Source organism: Lichenicola sp. GTC18331, assembly GCF_055386855.1.
The window spans coordinates 1514917-1531797 of the sequence record NZ_AP045015.1; the positions used below are offsets into that span (position 1 = coordinate 1514917).

Sequence of the window (16881 nt, forward strand, 5' to 3'; positions counted from 1 at the left end):
GGTCCCTTCAATGGGTCCGCATGTAGCGGCTATAGGCGAGCGACAGAATGCGCTCTTCCGAGAAATCGGGCCGTGCCACCTCGCCGGCCAGGACGCCGCGCGACAGCACCAGGATGCGGTCGCAGAGATGCGTCAGCTCGGGCAGTTCGGACGACACCACCAGGATCGCCCTGCCCTCCCGCGCCAGGCGGCCGAGCAGGGCGTAGATCTCCGCCTTGGCGCCGACATCGATGCCGCGCGTCGGCTCGTCCAGCATCAGCACGCGCGCCTTGTCGCCCATCAGCCATTTCGCCAGAACGATCTTTTGCTGATTGCCGCCGGAGAGTTCGATCACCGGCTGTTCCGGCCCGGTGATCTTGGTGGCCAGATCCTTCGCCAGCCGCCTGGTTTCCGCGCGCTCCGCCGCAGGGCGCAGCCAGCCGAACCGGGACACCATCTTCAGGCGCGCCAGCGTGGTGTTCACGCGCGCCGCCATCGGCAGCACCAGCCCCTCTTCCTTGCGGTTCTCGGTCAGCAGACAGATGCCCGCATCCACCGCATCGCGCGGCGAACGGATGCGCACGGGCTTGCCGTCGCGCTCGATCGTGCCGGAGATCGCGGGATCGGCGCCGAAGATCGCGCGTACCGCTTCCGTGCGCCCGGCCCCGACCAGCCCCGCCAGACCGACGATCTCACCTTCCCGCACGGTGAAGTCGAGCGCGCCGTCCTCCGGCGATCCGCGCGGACGCAGCGCCCGCACGCCGAGCGCGGGTCCGCCCAGAGTGCCGCCGCCGATCGGCGCCTGCGCGGCCAGGGTGCGTCCGATCATCGCGCGCACCAGCGCGGCCGGATCGGTGTCGGCGATGCGCATCGTGTCCACGAGCGCGCCGTTGCGGAGAATGGAGACGCGATCACACAGATCGAAGATCTCGGCCAGGTGATGCGACACGTAGAGCATGGTCATGCCCTGCGCCTTCAGCAGACGGATCTGCTCGAACAGGCGCCCGGCTTCGCGCGGCGTCAGCGTGGCGGTGGGCTCGTCCAGCACGAGGACGCGCCCGTCGCCGGACAAGGCGCGCGCGATCTCGACCAGCTGCTTCTGAGCGATGCCGAGCCGCTCCACGGGCGTGCGGGGGCCGATCTCGTCCAGCCCGACACGGGCCAGAAGCGCCTCGGCGCGACGATCCATCTCGCGCCGGTCGACGATGCCGCCGATCGGGCCCAACCGACGTCGCGGCAGGTGCTCGAACAGCAGGTTCTCGGCCACGCTGAGCGCAGGCAGCAGGTTGAATTCCTGATGCACCACGCGCACCCCGGCGCGGATCGCGTCGAGCGGCGTTTGCGGCGCATAGATCTGCCCCGCAAGACGCATCTCGCCGCTGTCCGGCCTGTGGATGCCGGCCAGAAGACGGATCAGGCTGGATTTCCCGGCCCCGTTCTCGCCAGCGAGCGCCAGCATCTCTCCGGGCGCCACGTCGAGACTGATCCCGTCCACGGCCAGCACGCCCGGAAAGCGCTTGGAAACCCCGCTGAGCCTGAGAATGGGCTCGTTCGCGTTCGTCACGTGATCAGATCGTCGATGCCGTTTCCAGCTTCATCGGCGTCTTCACCCAGCCGGTGAAGGTCTGGCCGCCGATTTCCTTTAGCGCCGTATCGATGCCGTCCGCGGCAAGCTGCGCCCCGAACTGGTCGACCGTCGCCAGCACCTCGCCGTCCTTGATGAGCGGCTGGATCGCGGCGATGCCGTCGAAGCCGATCACCTTGATCTTGCCCTTCTTGCCCGCCGCCTCGATCGCCTTCACCACGCCGAGCGCCATGTCGTCGTTCGCCGCCATCACGCCCTGGATATCCGGGTGCGCGGTCAGCATGTTCGAAAACACCGTGTTGGCCTCTTCGGTTTCCCAATGCGCGGTGCGGCTGTCGAGCAGATCGAGCTTGTTTTGCGCGATCGAATCCATGAAGCCCTCCTTGCGCTGCACGCCGTTCGCGGCGCCCGGGTTGCCCTCCAGGATCACGACCTTGCCACCCGCGCCGAGCGCCTTGGCCAGGACATCGGCACTCATCTTCGCACCTTCGCGGTTGTCGGGGCCGACGAAGACGATATCGATGTGATGCTTCTTCAGGTCGTTCGCATTGAGCAGAACGTCGATGTTGACGAGCTTGATCCCGGCCTTGGCCGCGCGGACGAGCGGCGGGATCAACGCACGGCTGTCGGCCGGCGCGATCACGATCGCGTCGACCTTGCGGGTGATCAGGTTCTCCACCAGCGCGATCTGCCCATCGATGTCGGTCTCGGACTGGATACCCAGCGGGATGAGCTCGCAGGTGCCGAGCTGTTGCACGTGCTGGACGGCGCCTTCCTGCATGTTCTTGAAGAACTCGTTGGCCAGCGACTTCATCACCAGCCCGACGACCGGCTTCTTCGACTGCGCCAATGCCGTGCCGAACGGCAGCGACAGAACCCCGGCGGCACCGATGCCAGCCAGGAACGTACGACGATCCATGGAAACGAACTCCTCCCGAGCCGATCTTTTGCCGGTCTCTTGGTCGCGACCCTAGCGATGGAAAGCACGGGAGGGAAGTCGCCCCGCTGTGGAAGCGGCGTTTGCGGCAGCGCAGCATTCAGGACACACCCGTTTCGTGGCACAACGCCCGACGGAACTACAGCGAGCCCGCGCATGCCCCGTTCGATCCATTTCCTGTCCGGCCTGCCGCGCTCCGGCTCGACCTTGCTCGCCGCCTTGCTGTCGCAGAACCCGCTCCTCCGCACCGGCATGAGTTCGCCGCTGGCGGTGATGGTGGAGAAACTCCTGCCGTTGATGGGTGCTGGGGAATACGCGAGCGCGTTCGACGATGCTCTGCGCCGGCGCGTGCTGCATGGTCTGGTCGACGGCTTCCTCGGGCACGACGCGCCCGGGCGCGTGACCATCGACACCAATCGCGCCTGGTGCGCACATATGCGGCTGATTGCCGATCTCTGTCCCGATGCAGTCGTGATCGCCTGTGTGCGTGATCCCGTCTGGATCATCGACAGTTTCGAGCAGCTCATCCGACGCAACACCTACCGGATCTCCGGCCTGCATGGCGCCGCACACGCCGCCACCGTGTTCGATCGCGTGGAGCGGCTCATGGCCGTCACCGGGGCGTTCGGCGCGGCCTGGCAAGCGTTGCAGGACGCCTTCTTCGGCGAACATGCGCACCGTCTCGTCGTGGTCGATTACGACGCTCTGGTCGCCGAACCTTTGCGCGTGCTGGCACTTCTCTACGATCGACTGCGCCTACCCGCCTTCGCGCACGATCCGGCGAATGTGCCGCCGATCGACGCGGCCGCCTTTGACGCCGATCTGCACACGCCTGGCCTGCACGCGCTGCGCCCCTCGGTCGGCCGCACGCATCGTCGTACCATCCTGCCGCCTCAGATCGTGTCCCGCCTCGCCGACACTGCCTTCTGGCGCGACGAGACGAACAATCCCGGCGGCGCGTTCGTGATCGGGCAGGATTGAAGCGGCGGCCGGGTCGTTGCTTCCAAGTTCAGAACATAGCACGCTCAACCTGACGGTTCGGAGACGACCACCCATGCGACGCCGTGAACGGCTTCTCCTTGGAGCCTTGCTTGCCGCCTTTTGCGGGGCATCCCATGCCGCCACCGCCCAGGACGTCATTCATGTCACGATGATCGGCCAGCATCTCGCCATCCCCGCGCAATATTTCCTGGATGGCATCCACCCGCGCGAGGGGAGCGAAGCGGACGGCCTGCTGCTCGGCGCGAACTGGCCGGCGATGACGGGCAATAGCGATGAAGATGCGCAAGGACTGCGTATCTTGATCCAGCCCATCACCGGCAACAAGAGTGGTGCGTCTATCCTGTCAAGACGGCTTGAGTTCCTGACCCGTATGGGCAATACGTCCATGAAAGTGCAAACAGGTGCGGAACCTGTACCGCAAGGCGATGGAATTGAGCTGGTCCCCCAGCCACGGGTGTTCGACATTTACATCTGGAAACAGACGTATGTCGTAAATCCTTCAAGCCCGACTGACATCATCGAATGCGCGTCTATCAAGGATATCCCTGTTCCCAGCTGCATACAGCATTTCGCTTTTGGCCAGTTCCTTTTTCAGATCACGTATCCACGAAACCTTGTCACGAACTGGAGCAACATCAAGACACAGACCGAACGGCTCTTCTCCCACTTCGAGGGACGGTGAAAATCAGACAGACCACGACCGGCGATCAGTTCGAACGACCATGGGTAACCATTCGCAACGATCACTTTGCAACATTCGGCACTCATCATCTCCCCGGCCAAGCCCGGACTGCCCTCGTCCCACTCAACGTCGTCGGAGACGACCGAGCACCAAGCTTATGGGGTAGGATGTGCCGATCCGACATGATCCCCATCGGCTTCGAAACGGTCACCGACCTACCCTATCAAGAAGCAAGGAAGGACATGCTGCATAGCCATCGAAAGGGTGAAGCATGCTAAGCTCCACACGTCTTTTAGCGGTCCTCCTGCTGACGGCCACGACCACACTTACAACTGTGGCAAACGCGGCCGGTGAAATCGTTAGTGTAACGATGGGCGGGCGTCACTTATCGATTCCCGCAGAATACTTTCTGGATGGAATTTTCCCGCAAAAAGGTAGCGAAGCGGACGGCCTCCTGCTCGGCGCCGACTAGCCAGCCATGACAGGCGACAGCAATGAAGACGCACGCGGAATTCATATCCTGATCCAACCTTTCGGCCCTGGCGGTAGTGTACAGCTCTCAATGGCGAGGCGCCTACACGCGGTAACAGAATTAGGGCACAAAGATACTGATCTTACAAAGATCAGCTCAGCAGCTGAGGCCACGCCAAAAGGAAACGGTTTGGAAGCAATGTTGTCGGCGAAGGTTCTTCCACTCACGCCATGGAAACAGATTTATGTCGTTAACAGAAAGGACCCCAGTGATATAATTTCATGTTCGTCAAAGATCACGGCACCTCATCCAACATGTATACAGAATTTTACTGACAGAGATTTCTACTATCAAATTACCTATCCAAGAAACCTCGTAGGAGAGTGGCTAGAAATCAAAAATGCCGTCTTAGGTAAGATTTCCTCCTTCTCGGAGATTAAAAATGCCGGATAGCTCTCACGTCACAATGTTATCAAGCCTGCAGGATGCCTACGACAGGAGAGACAGAACAAAATACTACGAGATCGTTCGCGATAACGGCGACCCTTATGGCAGTCTTGCACTTGGCGTCGTCAAGCAATCCCTCATCTCCGGCAGGGTTGCCAAGAACTTCGCGGTGGAAGTCGGACGTCGATCAGGCATCTCCGTGGACCAACACGTCTGGCTTCAAATTAGCGAACTGCTCATGACCGCAGATATAACTGCCAGACAGCAGATGAATAGTGGACAGATAGAGCTGCCTTGGACGACCATTCGTGACTATCACATACAAACATTCGAGTCTCAATCTCTCCCTGCCGAAGCCTGGACTGCATTTATCCCACTCTAAGTCGTCGGCGATGTGCGAGCACCCGACCTCTGGCGCAGGATGTGCCGCTCCGACATGATCCGCGTTGGATTCGAGACCGTTGTCGATCTTCTGAGCCCCGTTATCGAACGTGAGACTGGCTCATTTCCGGATTGGTCACGCTCGCTACCCTACAATCAAATATTGCTACCAATGATCGGGGTTGGATCTGCGGCCGCCTCGATGGAACTGGGCGGCTGCATGAAATCCGTCGCGGCACTGAAAGCCTGCCGTGAACGTTTGACTCCGACCGAGGCAGAAGCCCTCTTCTGGCTCGACGTTCTCTTGACCGACATTCATGGCGCGGTCCGCGACGGGTTCATCGTCCCGACGGCGATCTGGCGCTCCTTGTAGGTCGGCCCTCAGCCCCCAACCCGCCCCTTCCAGACCGTCAGCAACACCACGCCTGCCGCCGGCAGCCATAGCGCCCGCAATCCCACCGCCGGAAACAACGCAGCCCCCATCACCGCCCCCGTCAGCAGCGACGACCACAGCACCGCGTAAGGCAGCCAATCCCAACGCGGCCCGCCCCTTAAGGCCTGCGCGAGCTCCTGCCCCAGACGCACCAGCGTTCCGGTGATGTAGGTCGCGGTGACGCTCACCTTGCCGACGCGCTGCACCACGTTGTTCATCGCGCCCAGGGCCGGCACCAGCAGCAGGATCGGCGCATGATGCGGCAGAGCGAGCGCAGGCAGGCTCGCCATCCCCGCCGACAGCACCAGCAACACCGACACCGCCATCAGCACGCGTCCTGGCACCGCGATCAGCGCACCCGTCACCACGCCCGCGACGAACAGCCCGATCAGCACCGCCGCTTCCAGCAAATCATGCAGGTTCCGCTGTGCCAGGCCGATCGCCAGACGCGTCGAATTGCCGCTCATGAACGAGGCGAAGAACCCGTGCAGGGACAGAAAGGCGATCGAGTCCGAACATCCGGCCACGGCGGCCAGACCGAAACCCAGCGCGAGGTTGGATCGGCGGGCGGTTCTCTCTTGGGGTGTCATGTGCTTCGCTGAACCGGTTCCAGGCTGCCGACCCCGGCCCGCCATCCTGGTCGAGGATCGTACCGTGAGCGCAAGCACCCGAACAGACCCCCTCCCCCCGGCCGCCGGCTCCCCAGTCCACGTGATCATCGCCTGTTATCTCGGCTGGATGCTCGACAGCTTCGACTTCTTCATCATGGTGTTCGTGCTCGACACGGTGGCGAAGACCTTCGGCGTCGGCGTCGGCGCCACGGCTTGGGCGCTCACGGCCACGCTCGCCTGCCGCGTCATCGGCGCAGCCTTCTTCGGACGGCTCGCCGACCGGTTCGGACGCCGCCCGGTGATGATGATCAACGTGCTCAGCTACGCGGCGCTCGAACTCCTGTCCGGCTTCGCCCCGTCCTTCACCGTGTTCCTGATCCTGCGCGCCCTGTTCGGCGTCGCCATGGGCGGCGAATGGGGCGTCGGCGCGTCGCTGGCGATGGAAAGCATCCCCGGACGCTGGCGCGGCCTCGTGTCGGGCATCCTGCAGACCGGATATCCCACCGGCTATCTGCTCGCCTCGCTCCTGTTCGCGGCCGAGCCGTGGCTCGGCTGGCGCGGCATGTTCGTGGTCGGCGCCCTGCCCGCGCTGCTGGTGCTGTATATCCGGCGCACGGTGCCCGAAAGCCCGGACTGGGCACTGCAGCAGCACGAGACACGCGAACCAATCCTGTCCGTGCTCGGCCGCAACAAGGGGCTGACCCTCTACGCCGTGCTCCTGCTCACCGCCATGCTGTTCTTCTCGCACGGATCACAGGATCTTTATCCGAAGCTGTTCCTGACCGGATATCACCACCTGCCGCACCGCGTCGTGGTCTGGATGATGGTGAGCTACAATGTCGGCGCCATCGTCGGCGGCCTGACGCTCGGTTTCCTGTCGCAGCGCATCGGCCGGCGCTGGGCCCTGGCCGGCGCCGCCCTGCTGGCCCTGCCAGCGATTCCGCTCTGGGCATTCGGTCACGGCGTGCTCGCGCTCGCCCTCGGCGGCTTCGTGCTCCAGTTCGCCGTGCAGGGCGCCTGGGGCGTCATTCCCGCGTTCCTGAACGAGATCTCGCCGGACACCATCCGCGCCACCTTCCCCGGCGTGGTCTACCAGCTCGGCAATCTGTTCTCGGCGCCGAACGCCAACATCCAGCTCTGGCTGACCCGGATGTTCGGTGGCGACATACGCTGGTCGCTGGCCGTGGTGATCGGGACGGTTTCGGTGCTGGTGGCGGTGCTGACGCTGTTCGGGCGGGAAACGCGTCATGTCCGGATGGGAACGGAACGCCTTCCCTGAAAATCAGACGGGGCGGCCGAAGCCGCCCCAATCCGTCAGTAGCCGTAACCATAGCCGGGAGGCGGTGGCGGTGGCGGCGCGGGCGGTGCCGCGTAGACGGGCGCCGGATAGGCCGGCTGCACGTAGACCGGAGCCGGTGCCACGTAGGTGGGCTGGACATAGGTCGGCTGGGCGTAGGCCGGTTGCGCGTAGACCGGCGCGGGCGCCGGGGCCGCATAGCCGCCATAGGACGAACCGCCCCGATACGAGGGGGTGGTCGCAGCGCCGCCCACGGCGCCCACGGCGGTGCCGGCCAGGGCGCCGATCGCGGCGCCCCGTCCACCGCCGGCGATGGCGCCGAGGGCAGCCCCGGCACCCGCACCGAGCAATCCGCCCCCGACCGCGCGCTGACCGGGGTCATACGCATCGGTGCATCCGGCCAGGCCGGTCGCCGCCGCCAGAACGAGCAGCGGCAGAGCCCGCCCGAGCCGGATGCGTGGCGTCGCACGCATCGCGGGGACGGTCATGCCTCAGTAGCCGCGGCTGGGGGTCGTGGCCGCACCGCCGACGGCGCCGAGCGCACCACCGGCCAGGGCGCCGATGCCGGCACCGCTGCCGCCGCCCGCCAGACCACCGATCGCGGCACCGGCGCCTGCGCCCAGCAGACCGCCGCCGACCGCGCGCTGGCCCGGGCTGTAGGGGTCGCAGGCAGCCAGACCCAGGGTCATGGCGGCAGCGGCGGTGAGAAGCGAAATCTTGCGGATCATGACCGTTCTTCCTTGTTGAATACGAGGCCCGGGAGCGGCCCCTTGGACACGCCGGAAACCGTTCCGGCACCTTCCAAATCAGCACAACGCGCCGTGATCGTGGCGGTTACGGGTCCAAAGCGTGGCAGAGCGTAACCTCACGGCGCTGTGAAATCTCATACACCGCCTTGCCGGGCGGGCGGCACACCGCTAAGCCGTGCCCGCCCTCGCCCGGCACGGCGGCCCGGTTCGAACGCGCTCCAATGGCCGGACCGGATCAAGACTGGAGTTTCGGATGCTTTCTCGCCTGCTCGGCATCATGTCGGCCGACATGGCCATCGACCTCGGAACCGCCAACACGCTGGTCTACGTGAAGGGCCGCGGCGTGGTGCTGGACGAGCCGTCCGTGGTGGCGATCGCCGACGTGCGCGGCAAGAAGCAGGTGCTGGCCGTCGGCAACGAGGCCAAGAACATGGTCGGCCGCACGCCGGGCAACATCACCGCCATCCGTCCGCTGCGCGACGGCGTCATCGCCGATTTCGAGGTGGCGGAGGAGATGATCAAGCATTTCATCCGCAAGGTGCACAACCGGCGCGGATTCGCCTCGCCGATGATCATCGTCTGCGTGCCGTCGGGCTCCACCGCGGTGGAACGCCGCGCCATCCAGGAAAGCGCGGAAAGCGCCGGCGCCCGCAAGGTGCTGCTGATCGAGGAACCGATGGCCGCCGCGATCGGCGCCGGGCTGCCGGTGACCGAACCGTCCGGCTCCATGATCGTCGATATCGGCGGCGGCACCACCGAGGTCGCGGTGATCTCGCTGGGCGGCATCGTCTATGCCCGCTCCGTCCGGGTCGGCGGCGACAAGATGGACGAGGCGATCATCTCCTATATCCGCCGCAACTATAACCTGCTGATCGGCGAGAGCTCGGCCGAGAAGATCAAGATCGAGCTGGGCGCCGCCAAGGTGCCCGACGACGACAACGATCACGGCCCCTGGAAGGAAGTGAAGGGCCGCGACCTGATGAACGGCGTGCCGCGCGAAGTCGTGGTCGGCCAGCGCCAGATCGCCGAAAGCCTGGCCGAGCCGGTCAGCCAGATCGTGGACGCGGTGAAGACGGCGCTGGAGAATACGCCGCCCGAGCTCGCCGCAGACATCGTCGACAAGGGAATCATGCTCACGGGCGGCGGCGCTCTGCTATATCGTCTGGACGAGGTGCTGCGCGAGGCCACCGGCCTGCCGGTCATGGCGGCGGAAAATCCGCTCTCCTGCGTCGCGCTTGGAACCGGACGCGCGTTGGAAGAGATGAAGCGGCTTCGGAACGTGCTCACAAGCATGTATTAGGAAGCCGGAACAGCGCCGCAACGTTCCGGTCGCATGTCCGCCTGCTGATTCGTTAACGACGAGACCAACCACGAGACCCTGGGGAGGGCGGTTCTTTGTTCAGCCTGTCGATCCAGTTGCGTCAGGCGCTGGGCAAGCTGACCTTGCCGCTGCTTCTGGCGCTCGCCTGTCTGGTGATGCTCGTGGGTCAGGCCGACCGGCGTCTGGCCGAAAGCGCCCGCACCGGCGTCGCCGACCTGCTGGCGCCGTTCTACGGCTTCCTGGCACAGCCGATCGACCGGATGCGGGCGATCGGACGCGAAGCCCGCTCGCTGGTCGGAGTCGCCGAGGAGAACGAGCGTCTGCGCGCCGAGAACCAGCGCCTGCGACGCTGGTACGACGTCGCCATGGCGCTGGCGGCCGAGAACGCGACGCTCAAGACCGACCTGAACTGGATGCCCGAACCGGCGCCCGCCTTCGTCACCGCCCGCGCGGTGGCCGATGCCAGCGGCGTCTATGCCCGCTCCGTGCTGTTGTTCGTTCCCGAAGGCCACGCGCTCAGCAAGGGCATGGTGGCGATGGACGCCGCGGGGCTGGTCGGGCGCGTCACCGAGGTCGGCAGCCGGTCGGCCCGCGTCATGCTCATCAACGACATGACCTCCCGCGTGCCGGTGATGCTGGAAGCCTCGCACGCACCCGCTATAGTCGCCGGCAACAACAGCGCGGCACCCAGGCTGATGGATTACCCCGAGGATGTTCGTCCGGTCGAAGGCGAGCGGGTGGTCACGAGCGGCGTCGCCAACGCCTTTCCCGCCGGACTGCCGGTCGGCACGGTGCACTACCTCCCCTCCGGGCAGCCGGTGCTCGAGCCCTATGCGCGGCTCGACCACGTCAGCATCCTGCGGCTGTTCGATTACGGCCTGTCCGCGATCACCCCGCCGGAAGCGCCGGGCCGGGTGATCCCCCGCACTCATGCCGACGGCGACGGCGGCCGCGACCAAAGCGAGTTCGGGACTGTGCCGGGCCGTCCGGTGCAGATCGGGCGCGGATGAGTGGGCAAACTCTCGCAATCGGAACGCATGCCGGGAATCCGGCCGAGACCGACGATCTGGCGCAGGCTGGACGCGGCGGCGCGGCGCGCCCTGCCCGCCGCCTTCACCGCGCTGCTGGTGCTGCTGCTGTGCGCGCCGTTCGACATTCCGCAGCAGCAGGCGATGCTGCCGGGCGTCACCCTGGCCTCGGTGTTCTTCTGGTCGGTGTTCCGCCCCGCCTCCATGCCGGCGCCGATCGTGTTCCTGATCGGCATGCTGTACGATCTGCTGAGCTTCTCCCCGCCGGGCCTGGAGGCGGTCACGCTGCTGCTGGTGCACGCGGTGGGCATCGGCGTGCGGCACAATCTGGCCCGTCAGGGCTTCGTGCTGGTGTGGTTCACCTTTCTGCTGGTGGCCTCGGTCGCCATCGTGCTCGATTTCGCCCTGCTCTGCGCCTTCACGCTGCGTCTGCTGCCGCCGCAGCCCGCTTTGTTCGAGCTGGCGCTGTCGGCCGGGGTGTATCCGCTGCTGAGCGCCCTGTTCACCTGGGCGCATCGCGGCATCGCCGATCCGTCGCGGGCCTAGGTGCCGCATGAGGCGGTGGTCGTTCCGGCGCGCAACCAGGAAACTGCCCTTCGGGACGATGCTGTCCCGCAAAGGCGCCGCCGCGACCCGGCGCGCGCCGGCGCGCACGCCCAACGAAACCCCGTCGCGCGGCATCTTCACACGCCGCGCCCTGGTGCTGATGGGTCTGCAGACCGCCGCCCTGGGCGCGCTGGGCAACCGGCTTTATCAGCTCCAGGTCTCCGACGGCCGTAAATACGCGACGCTGGCCGAGAACAACCGGGTCAGCACGCGCCTGCTGTCGCCGCCGCGCGGGCGCATCGTCGACCGCTTCGGCGCCACGCTCGGCGGCAACAAGGTCAACTGGCGCGCCTTGCTGCTGGCCGAGCAGACCACCAACGTCAACGGCACGCTGGACCGCTATTCGAGCATCCTCAAGCTCGACGACCGCGAGCGCGCCCGGATCGATCGCGAGCTCAAGCACGGCCGCAAGTTCATTCCCGTGGTGGTGCAGGACTTCCTGAGCTGGGACGACATGGCCCGGCTCGAGGTGAATGCCCCCGAACTGCCCGGCATCCTGATCGATGTCGGCACCACGCGGCTCTACCCGCAGGGTCCGACCATGGCGCATGTGGTCGGCTACGTCGCGCCGCCCAACGAGCGCGACGTCGCCAAGGACCCCGATCTCGCTCTGCCCGGCATGCGCATCGGCCGCGCCGGCATCGAGCAGTTCCACGATCTGGCCCTGCGCGGCACGCCGGGCTCGGTGCAGATGGAGGTCAACTCCGTCGGCCGGGTGATGCGCGAGCTCGACCGCCGCGAAGGCCAGCAGGGCAAGACGATCGGCCTGACGGTGGATCTCGGCCTGCAACAGGCCGTGCTCGGACGCATCGCCGATCAGGCCGCCAGCGCGGTGGTGATGGATGCCCGCAACGGCGAGGTGCTGGCCATGGTCAGCACCCCCTCCTTCGACCCCAGCCTGTTCGATTCCGGCGTCAGCCAACAGCAATGGGCGGAATGGACCGCCGACCAGCGCACACCGCTGATCAACAAGACGGTGGCCGGCGTGTATCCGCCCGGCTCCACCTTCAAGCCCGCCGTGGCGATGGCGGCGCTCCAGGCCGGCACCCTCACCCCCGGCGACCGCATCACCTGCCGCGGCTACATCGACGTGGGTGGGGCGCGGTTCCATTGCTGGGCCAAGCACGGCCACGGCTCGATCGACCTGCATCAGGGCATCAAGTTCTCCTGCGACGTGTTCTTCTACGAGGTCGCCCGGCGCACCGGCATGGACCCGATCGCCGCCACCGCGCATGTGTTCGGACTGGGCACCAAACTCGACATCGAGCTGCCGCATCAGCGCACCGGCGCGATCCCGACGCCGGCCACGCGACGCGCCCAGGGCCATCACTGGAACGGCGGCGACACCATCAATGCCGGCATCGGCCAGGGCTTCGTCACCGTCACCCCGCTCCAGCTCGCCACCTACGCGTCGCGCCTCGCCACCGGCCGCATGGTGCAGCCGCATCTGACCCGCGCCATCGACGAGGCGACTCAGCCGACGGTGAACCCGGAGCATTGGCCGGCGATCCCGTTCCCCGAGGGCCATCTCGAGGCCCTCCGCTCCGGCATGTACGCGGTGGTCAACGAGCCGCACGGCACCGCGCCGAAAGCCCGGCTGCCGTTGGCCGGGGTGCAGATGGCCGGCAAGACCGGCTCGGCCCAGGTCCGGCACGTCAGCCGCTTCGCGCGCGAGAACGGCCATTTCGACAGCTCCAAGCTGCCGTGGGAATTCCGCCCGCACGCCCTGTTCATCTGTTTCGCGCCGTACGACAATCCGCGCTACGCCGCCGCCGTGGTGGTCGAGCACGGCAACGCCGCCGCCGAGGTGGCCGCCCCGCTGGCCCGGGACATCATGATGGACACCCTCACCCGCGACCCGGTGAACCACAAGGACGCGCCTGGCCAGAAGGTCGCGGACGCGATCTGAACGCGGGTCCGGGAAAGGCACGCCCGTGAGCCAGGCCTCGTTTCCCGCCAAATGGCGCCTTCTCGACGGCCGGATCGCCGCGCTGCTGATCGTCGTCTACGACGTCCTGATCGCTCCGCCGGCCCTTCTCGCCGCGGTCATGTCGCCCTTCCTGTGGGACGATCCGAAAGCGATGGATCGCGGCCTGCTGACGACGGCCATGCTGGCGCTCACCTTCGCGCTCTGGGCCGCGCCGTTCTGTCTCGCCGCGAGCTTCGGCCTTGCGGTCCGCAGTGCGGTCGCGCGACGCAGACCCCGGCCGTGGGACTGGCTGCTGCTGGTGCCGACCCTGCCGATCGTGGCCGGTCTGGGCGTCTTCGGGGTGCAGGAGCTCCAGGACGAGGCCGGGCAACGACAGCTCGCGCACCGCTATGCCGCCCTGGTGGCGCATCCAGAGATGGCCGGGTTCCGGCGCCTAGCCGACACCTTGCCCGCCGGCACGAGGGTCGATCTCGCCGAGCGGGTCTGGACGGAATGGCGCGACGAAGGCCGGACGCCGCCGGACACGGTGGACGCCCTGTTCGCCGATCAGGAGCGCTGCATGACCGGGCACGCGGCGGCGTTCAGGGCCGGCCGCACCGACAAGGCGGCCTATGCCGAACAAACCTCAGCCGACTGGGCCGATTACGAGGCGCTGGCTGACGTCTATGGCGAACCGCCGGGCTTTCCCCGCACGCGCTTCCTCCGGATCGAATGAGTGGGCGCACAAATCGACATGCCCGGCCATGCAGCCCCGGCCCGTCTCGCGGCGTTGATGCGGCAACGTCCCCGAGACCGGAGTTCGCGTCCATGTTCCGTCTTCTGATCGCCCTGGTGCTGCCGCCGCTGCTGTTCTTCACCATCGGCCGCCCCGTTGCCGGTTTGATCTGTCTGCTGCTGCACATCACCATCATCGGCTGGGTGCCGGCGGCGATCTGGGCGGTGTATGCGCTCAACGAGTACAACACCGACCGCAAGCTGGGCTTCGCCCGCTGAGCCTGCCGCCCGCCCTGGCCGGGCTGAGTCTGCGCAACCCGCTCGACCATCTGCGCCCGCGCACGGTGCGCGTGGGGGTGACCGGGTTGGCGCGCTCCGGCAAGACGGTGCTGCTGACGACGCTGGCGGCGACGCTGCTGGCGCGCGGCGCGCTGGGCGGGCGTGTGGTCTCGGCCCGGATCGCTCCTGCCGGCGCCGAGACGCTGCCGCGCTTCGATGTCGCGCGTCATCTGGCGGCACTGGCGGCCGACCCGCCGCGCTGGCCGGATCGCACCAACGCCGTGTCCTTGCTGGCGCTCGACCTTACCCTCGACGGCGGGCGTCTGCCCGACCGGCAGATCCGGCTGGAATTGCTGGATTATCCCGGCGAATGGCTGCTCGACCTGCCGTTACTGGACCTGTCGTTCGGCGACTGGTCGCGTCAGGTGATGGCGCGGCTGGAAGCCCCGTCGGTTCGTGAGGTCACAGAGCCGTTTCTGCGCTTTGCCACGGCGCTCCCTGCCGGTGCGGAGGCCGACGAGGCGCTGGTGGCGGCCGGGCATCGCCTCTACGTCTCGACGCTGGAAGCCTTGCGCGACCGGTTCGGCCTGTCCCTGCTGCAGCCTGGACGCTTCCTGATGCCCGCCCCCGGCGAGGCGCCGCCCTGGAGCGTGTTCTTTCCGCTGGCCTCGTCCTCCTCGCTCGCCCGGTTGATGGAGCGCCGCTACGAGCAGTATGTCGAGGCGACGCGGGACTCGCTGCTGTCGCCGGCCTTCGGGCGTATCGACCGTCTGGTGGTGCTGGCCGATATTCTCGGCGCGCTGCATGCCGGGCCGGACGCCTTCGCGGACGCGCAGGCGGCTCTGGCGGCGGCGTCCGGGGCTTTGCGCTGGCAGGGCTCCTGGCTGCATGCCGTGGCCGCGCTCGCCCGCCTGCAATTGCCGCCGCGTGTAATCTCCCGCGTCTGCTATGCCGCCAGCAAGGCCGACCACGTGTCCGAGCGCCAGCGTGGCAATCTGGCCGCCCTGATGGGCGCGCTCACCGACACGCCGCAGCGTCGCGGCCTGCGCACCGAGAACGGGGCCAGCAGTCTGGCCATCGCCTCGCTCCGCTGCACCGAGGATTTCGTCTGGACGCTGGAAGGCCATCCGGTGTCCGCCGTGCGCGGGCGCCGTCTGGGCGAGGACCGGATGACGCGCTCCTATCCCGGCGAGGTGCCGGACCGGGCGCCGGGGCCGGACTTCTGGCAGCATCCGTTTCTGGCGTTGCCCGTGTTCGAACCACCCGTGCTCGCCGATGGCGGGCGCAACGGCGTGCCGAATATCGGCCTCGACGCGCTGCTGGAAACGCTGTTGGGGGATCTGCTGTGAACGACGAGCCAGGGATCGCGCCGGAGCCGTTCCGGCCGTCGCCCCGGATCGAGACCGAAGGGGCGGAGCCGCGCAGGACGGGGCAGGCGCAGGACGATGCCGTCGCCTCCGGCAGGAGCCGGGCCAGCGTCGGCCCCGCCTTCGCCGAACCGGAACCGCCCCGCCCGTCGCCCCGGATCGAGCAGGAAGCCGCGCTGGCCGCGCGCCTGTCGCTCGCGGCACCCGGCGTGCCGGAAACGCTCGCCGCGCCGGTCGATCCCGGCTGGGGCATGCCGACCCTGGTGCTGAGCGGCTTCTCCGTGCTGGCGCTCGGTCTGGCCGGATTGCAGACCGGGAACTTCGTCGCCGAGCAGTTCCACCGTTCCGCCATTCTCGGCTGGGTGACGCTGGCCGTGGCGGTGAGTGGATTCGGGCTGGTTCTGGCCGGGATCTGGCGCGAGCTGCGTGCGGTGATGCGTCTGCGCAGTGTCGATCGCCTCCGCGCCGCCCTGGCCGGGACCGACGCCGTCGCCCGCGTCGACGCGGCGCGGCACTGGCTGGCGATGGTGGACGGCGGCGCGTCGCTGCGCCCGGCTTTGGATGCCCTGAACGATCCGGACGCGGTTCTGCCGCTGCTGCGGGCCGGTGTGGAAACGCGGCTGCGGCGCGAGGCCGATGCGCTGGGGCGTCGCGCGGCCATGGGCGTGGTGGCCGGCATGGCGGCGACGCCTGCGCCGTCCCTGGTTGTCCTGCTGGTGAGCTGGCGGGGTTTGCGTCTGATCCGTCAGGTGGCGACGCTCTATGGGATGCGTCCCGGCCTGCTCGGCACGCTGGGGCTGCTGCGACGGACCGCGGGCGCCGCGACCGCCACCGCCGTGACCGAGGTCGCGATCAACAGCGCCGCCCATGCGCTGCTGAGCACGCCGCTCCTGAGCCATCTGGCCGGGGAGATGGCCGGGGGCGCTGTCGCCGCGCGACGCATGGTGGTGCTGGGACGGGCGGCTGCGGTCGCGTGTACGCCGTTGCCGCCGGAATAGATGTTCTTTCTTGAAAGAAAGAACCAAACAACTTTCGTCCGTTGAAGCATGGACGAGCCGGTT

19 protein-coding genes are annotated in these 16881 nt (G+C 67.2%); 14 read left to right on the forward strand and 5 right to left on the reverse strand.

Translation table 11 applies throughout. The annotated features are described in order from the left end of the window. Nucleotides 1–7 precede the first annotated feature (7 nt). Nucleotides 8–1543: a sugar ABC transporter ATP-binding protein gene (locus ACZ5BM_RS07010; protein ID WP_498910935.1), complete on the reverse strand. Its 1536-nt coding sequence runs from the start codon at nucleotides 1541–1543 to the stop codon at nucleotides 8–10. Nucleotides 1544–1547: 4 nt separating this feature from the next. Beyond that, a complete protein-coding gene (locus ACZ5BM_RS07015) occupies nucleotides 1548–2483 on the reverse strand; it encodes a sugar ABC transporter substrate-binding protein (RefSeq protein ID WP_498910937.1) in 936 nt (311 codons plus the stop codon). Nucleotides 2484–2657: 174 nt separating this feature from the next. Here ACZ5BM_RS07015 and ACZ5BM_RS07020 point away from each other — a divergent pair, with 174 nt between their 5' ends. The 5 genes from ACZ5BM_RS07020 to ACZ5BM_RS07040 all read left to right on the forward strand — a co-directional run bounded on the left by ACZ5BM_RS07020 (nucleotide 2658) and on the right by ACZ5BM_RS07040 (nucleotide 5858). Beyond that, a complete protein-coding gene (locus ACZ5BM_RS07020) occupies nucleotides 2658–3482 on the forward strand; it encodes a sulfotransferase family protein (RefSeq protein WP_498910939.1) in 825 nt (274 codons plus the stop codon). 73 nt (nucleotides 3483–3555) lie between these two features. Continuing rightward, nucleotides 3556–4185 (forward strand): hypothetical protein, encoded by a 630-nt coding sequence (locus tag ACZ5BM_RS07025; protein WP_498910941.1) that lies wholly within the window; start codon nucleotides 3556–3558, stop codon nucleotides 4183–4185. A 478-nt stretch (nucleotides 4186–4663) separates the two neighbouring features. Next, nucleotides 4664–5110 (forward strand): hypothetical protein, encoded by a 447-nt coding sequence (locus tag ACZ5BM_RS07030; RefSeq protein ID WP_498910943.1) that lies wholly within the window; start codon nucleotides 4664–4666, stop codon nucleotides 5108–5110. After that, complete coding sequence (locus ACZ5BM_RS07035) at nucleotides 5100–5486, forward strand: hypothetical protein (RefSeq protein WP_498910944.1); 387 nt, start codon at nucleotides 5100–5102, stop codon at nucleotides 5484–5486. The genes ACZ5BM_RS07030 and ACZ5BM_RS07035 overlap by 11 nt, the downstream gene beginning before the upstream one ends. 54 nt (nucleotides 5487–5540) lie before the next feature. Continuing rightward, nucleotides 5541–5858, forward strand: coding sequence for a hypothetical protein (locus ACZ5BM_RS07040; RefSeq protein ID WP_498910946.1), 318 nt, complete (start codon nucleotides 5541–5543; stop codon nucleotides 5856–5858). 8 nt (nucleotides 5859–5866) lie between these two features. On the opposite strand, the gene ACZ5BM_RS07045 is transcribed toward ACZ5BM_RS07040, so the two are convergent. Further along, nucleotides 5867–6508: a YoaK family protein gene (locus ACZ5BM_RS07045; RefSeq protein WP_498910948.1), complete on the reverse strand. Its 642-nt coding sequence runs from the start codon at nucleotides 6506–6508 to the stop codon at nucleotides 5867–5869. Between the two features lie 64 nt (nucleotides 6509–6572). Between ACZ5BM_RS07045 and ACZ5BM_RS07050 the strand changes: the two genes are divergently transcribed. After that, nucleotides 6573–7808, forward strand: coding sequence for an MFS transporter (locus ACZ5BM_RS07050; protein WP_498910950.1), 1236 nt, complete (start codon nucleotides 6573–6575; stop codon nucleotides 7806–7808). A gap of 35 nt (nucleotides 7809–7843) precedes the next feature. Here ACZ5BM_RS07050 and ACZ5BM_RS07055 read toward each other — a convergent pair whose 3' ends face one another. Then, nucleotides 7844–8314, reverse strand: coding sequence for a YMGG-like glycine zipper-containing protein (locus ACZ5BM_RS07055; RefSeq protein WP_498910951.1), 471 nt, complete (start codon nucleotides 8312–8314; stop codon nucleotides 7844–7846). 3 nt (nucleotides 8315–8317) lie between these two features. After that, entirely contained in the window at nucleotides 8318–8554 is a 237-nt protein-coding gene (locus ACZ5BM_RS07060) for a YMGG-like glycine zipper-containing protein (RefSeq protein WP_498910953.1), read from the reverse strand. 274 nt (nucleotides 8555–8828) lie between these two features. Between ACZ5BM_RS07060 and ACZ5BM_RS07065 the strand changes: the two genes are divergently transcribed. From ACZ5BM_RS07065 to ACZ5BM_RS07100, 8 genes are all read left to right on the forward strand, one after another. After that, nucleotides 8829–9875 (forward strand): rod shape-determining protein, encoded by a 1047-nt coding sequence (locus tag ACZ5BM_RS07065; protein ID WP_498910955.1) that lies wholly within the window; start codon nucleotides 8829–8831, stop codon nucleotides 9873–9875. 95 nt (nucleotides 9876–9970) lie between these two features. Next, nucleotides 9971–10906, forward strand: a complete 936-nt coding sequence (gene mreC, locus ACZ5BM_RS07070) for a rod shape-determining protein MreC (protein WP_498910957.1) — start codon at nucleotides 9971–9973, stop codon at nucleotides 10904–10906. A gap of 27 nt (nucleotides 10907–10933) precedes the next feature. Further along, nucleotides 10934–11470, forward strand: coding sequence for a hypothetical protein (locus tag ACZ5BM_RS07075; RefSeq protein ID WP_498910959.1), 537 nt, complete (start codon nucleotides 10934–10936; stop codon nucleotides 11468–11470). A 58-nt stretch (nucleotides 11471–11528) separates the two neighbouring features. Continuing rightward, nucleotides 11529–13439, forward strand: coding sequence for a penicillin-binding protein 2 (gene mrdA, locus ACZ5BM_RS07080; protein WP_498910961.1), 1911 nt, complete (start codon nucleotides 11529–11531; stop codon nucleotides 13437–13439). A gap of 25 nt (nucleotides 13440–13464) precedes the next feature. Then, on the forward strand, nucleotides 13465–14175 hold the full coding sequence (locus ACZ5BM_RS07085; protein WP_498910962.1) for a hypothetical protein: 711 nt from the start codon (nucleotides 13465–13467) through the stop codon (nucleotides 14173–14175). A 92-nt stretch (nucleotides 14176–14267) separates the two neighbouring features. After that, complete coding sequence (locus ACZ5BM_RS07090) at nucleotides 14268–14453, forward strand: YqaE/Pmp3 family membrane protein (protein ID WP_498910964.1); 186 nt, start codon at nucleotides 14268–14270, stop codon at nucleotides 14451–14453. Nucleotides 14454–14530: 77 nt separating this feature from the next. Continuing rightward, the gene (locus tag ACZ5BM_RS07095) at nucleotides 14531–15802 is read left to right on the forward strand and encodes a YcjX family protein (protein ID WP_498910966.1); all 1272 of its coding nucleotides are present in this window, start codon (nucleotides 14531–14533) and stop codon (nucleotides 15800–15802) included. Continuing rightward, nucleotides 15799–16818, forward strand: coding sequence for a DUF697 domain-containing protein (locus ACZ5BM_RS07100; protein ID WP_498910968.1), 1020 nt, complete (start codon nucleotides 15799–15801; stop codon nucleotides 16816–16818). The genes ACZ5BM_RS07095 and ACZ5BM_RS07100 overlap by 4 nt, the downstream gene beginning before the upstream one ends. Nucleotides 16819–16881 lie beyond the last annotated feature (63 nt).

Bases quoted from the DNA above. Each gene is read 5' to 3' on its own strand.
- ACZ5BM_RS07065 (WP_498910955.1), top strand. From the start codon at position 8,829: ATGCTTTCTCGCCTGCTCGGCATCATGTCGGCCGACATGGCCATCGAC.
- ACZ5BM_RS07015 (WP_498910937.1), bottom strand. From the start codon at position 2,483: ATGGATCGTCGTACGTTCCTGGCTGGCATCGGTGCCGCCGGGGTTCTG.
- ACZ5BM_RS07020 (WP_498910939.1), top strand. From the start codon at position 2,658: ATGCCCCGTTCGATCCATTTCCTGTCCGGCCTGCCGCGCTCCGGCTCG.
- ACZ5BM_RS07045 (WP_498910948.1), bottom strand. From the start codon at position 6,508: ATGACACCCCAAGAGAGAACCGCCCGCCGATCCAACCTCGCGCTGGGT.
- ACZ5BM_RS07090 (WP_498910964.1), top strand. From the start codon at position 14,268: ATGTTCCGTCTTCTGATCGCCCTGGTGCTGCCGCCGCTGCTGTTCTTC.
- ACZ5BM_RS07060 (WP_498910953.1), bottom strand. From the start codon at position 8,554: ATGATCCGCAAGATTTCGCTTCTCACCGCCGCTGCCGCCATGACCCTG.
- ACZ5BM_RS07030 (WP_498910943.1), top strand. From the start codon at position 4,664: ATGACAGGCGACAGCAATGAAGACGCACGCGGAATTCATATCCTGATC.
- mrdA (WP_498910961.1), top strand. From the start codon at position 11,529: ATGCTGTCCCGCAAAGGCGCCGCCGCGACCCGGCGCGCGCCGGCGCGC.
- ACZ5BM_RS07035 (WP_498910944.1), top strand. From the start codon at position 5,100: ATGCCGGATAGCTCTCACGTCACAATGTTATCAAGCCTGCAGGATGCC.
- ACZ5BM_RS07040 (WP_498910946.1), top strand. From the start codon at position 5,541: ATGATCCGCGTTGGATTCGAGACCGTTGTCGATCTTCTGAGCCCCGTT.
- ACZ5BM_RS07025 (WP_498910941.1), top strand. From the start codon at position 3,556: ATGCGACGCCGTGAACGGCTTCTCCTTGGAGCCTTGCTTGCCGCCTTT.
- ACZ5BM_RS07055 (WP_498910951.1), bottom strand. From the start codon at position 8,314: ATGACCGTCCCCGCGATGCGTGCGACGCCACGCATCCGGCTCGGGCGG.
- ACZ5BM_RS07075 (WP_498910959.1), top strand. From the start codon at position 10,934: ATGCCGGGAATCCGGCCGAGACCGACGATCTGGCGCAGGCTGGACGCG.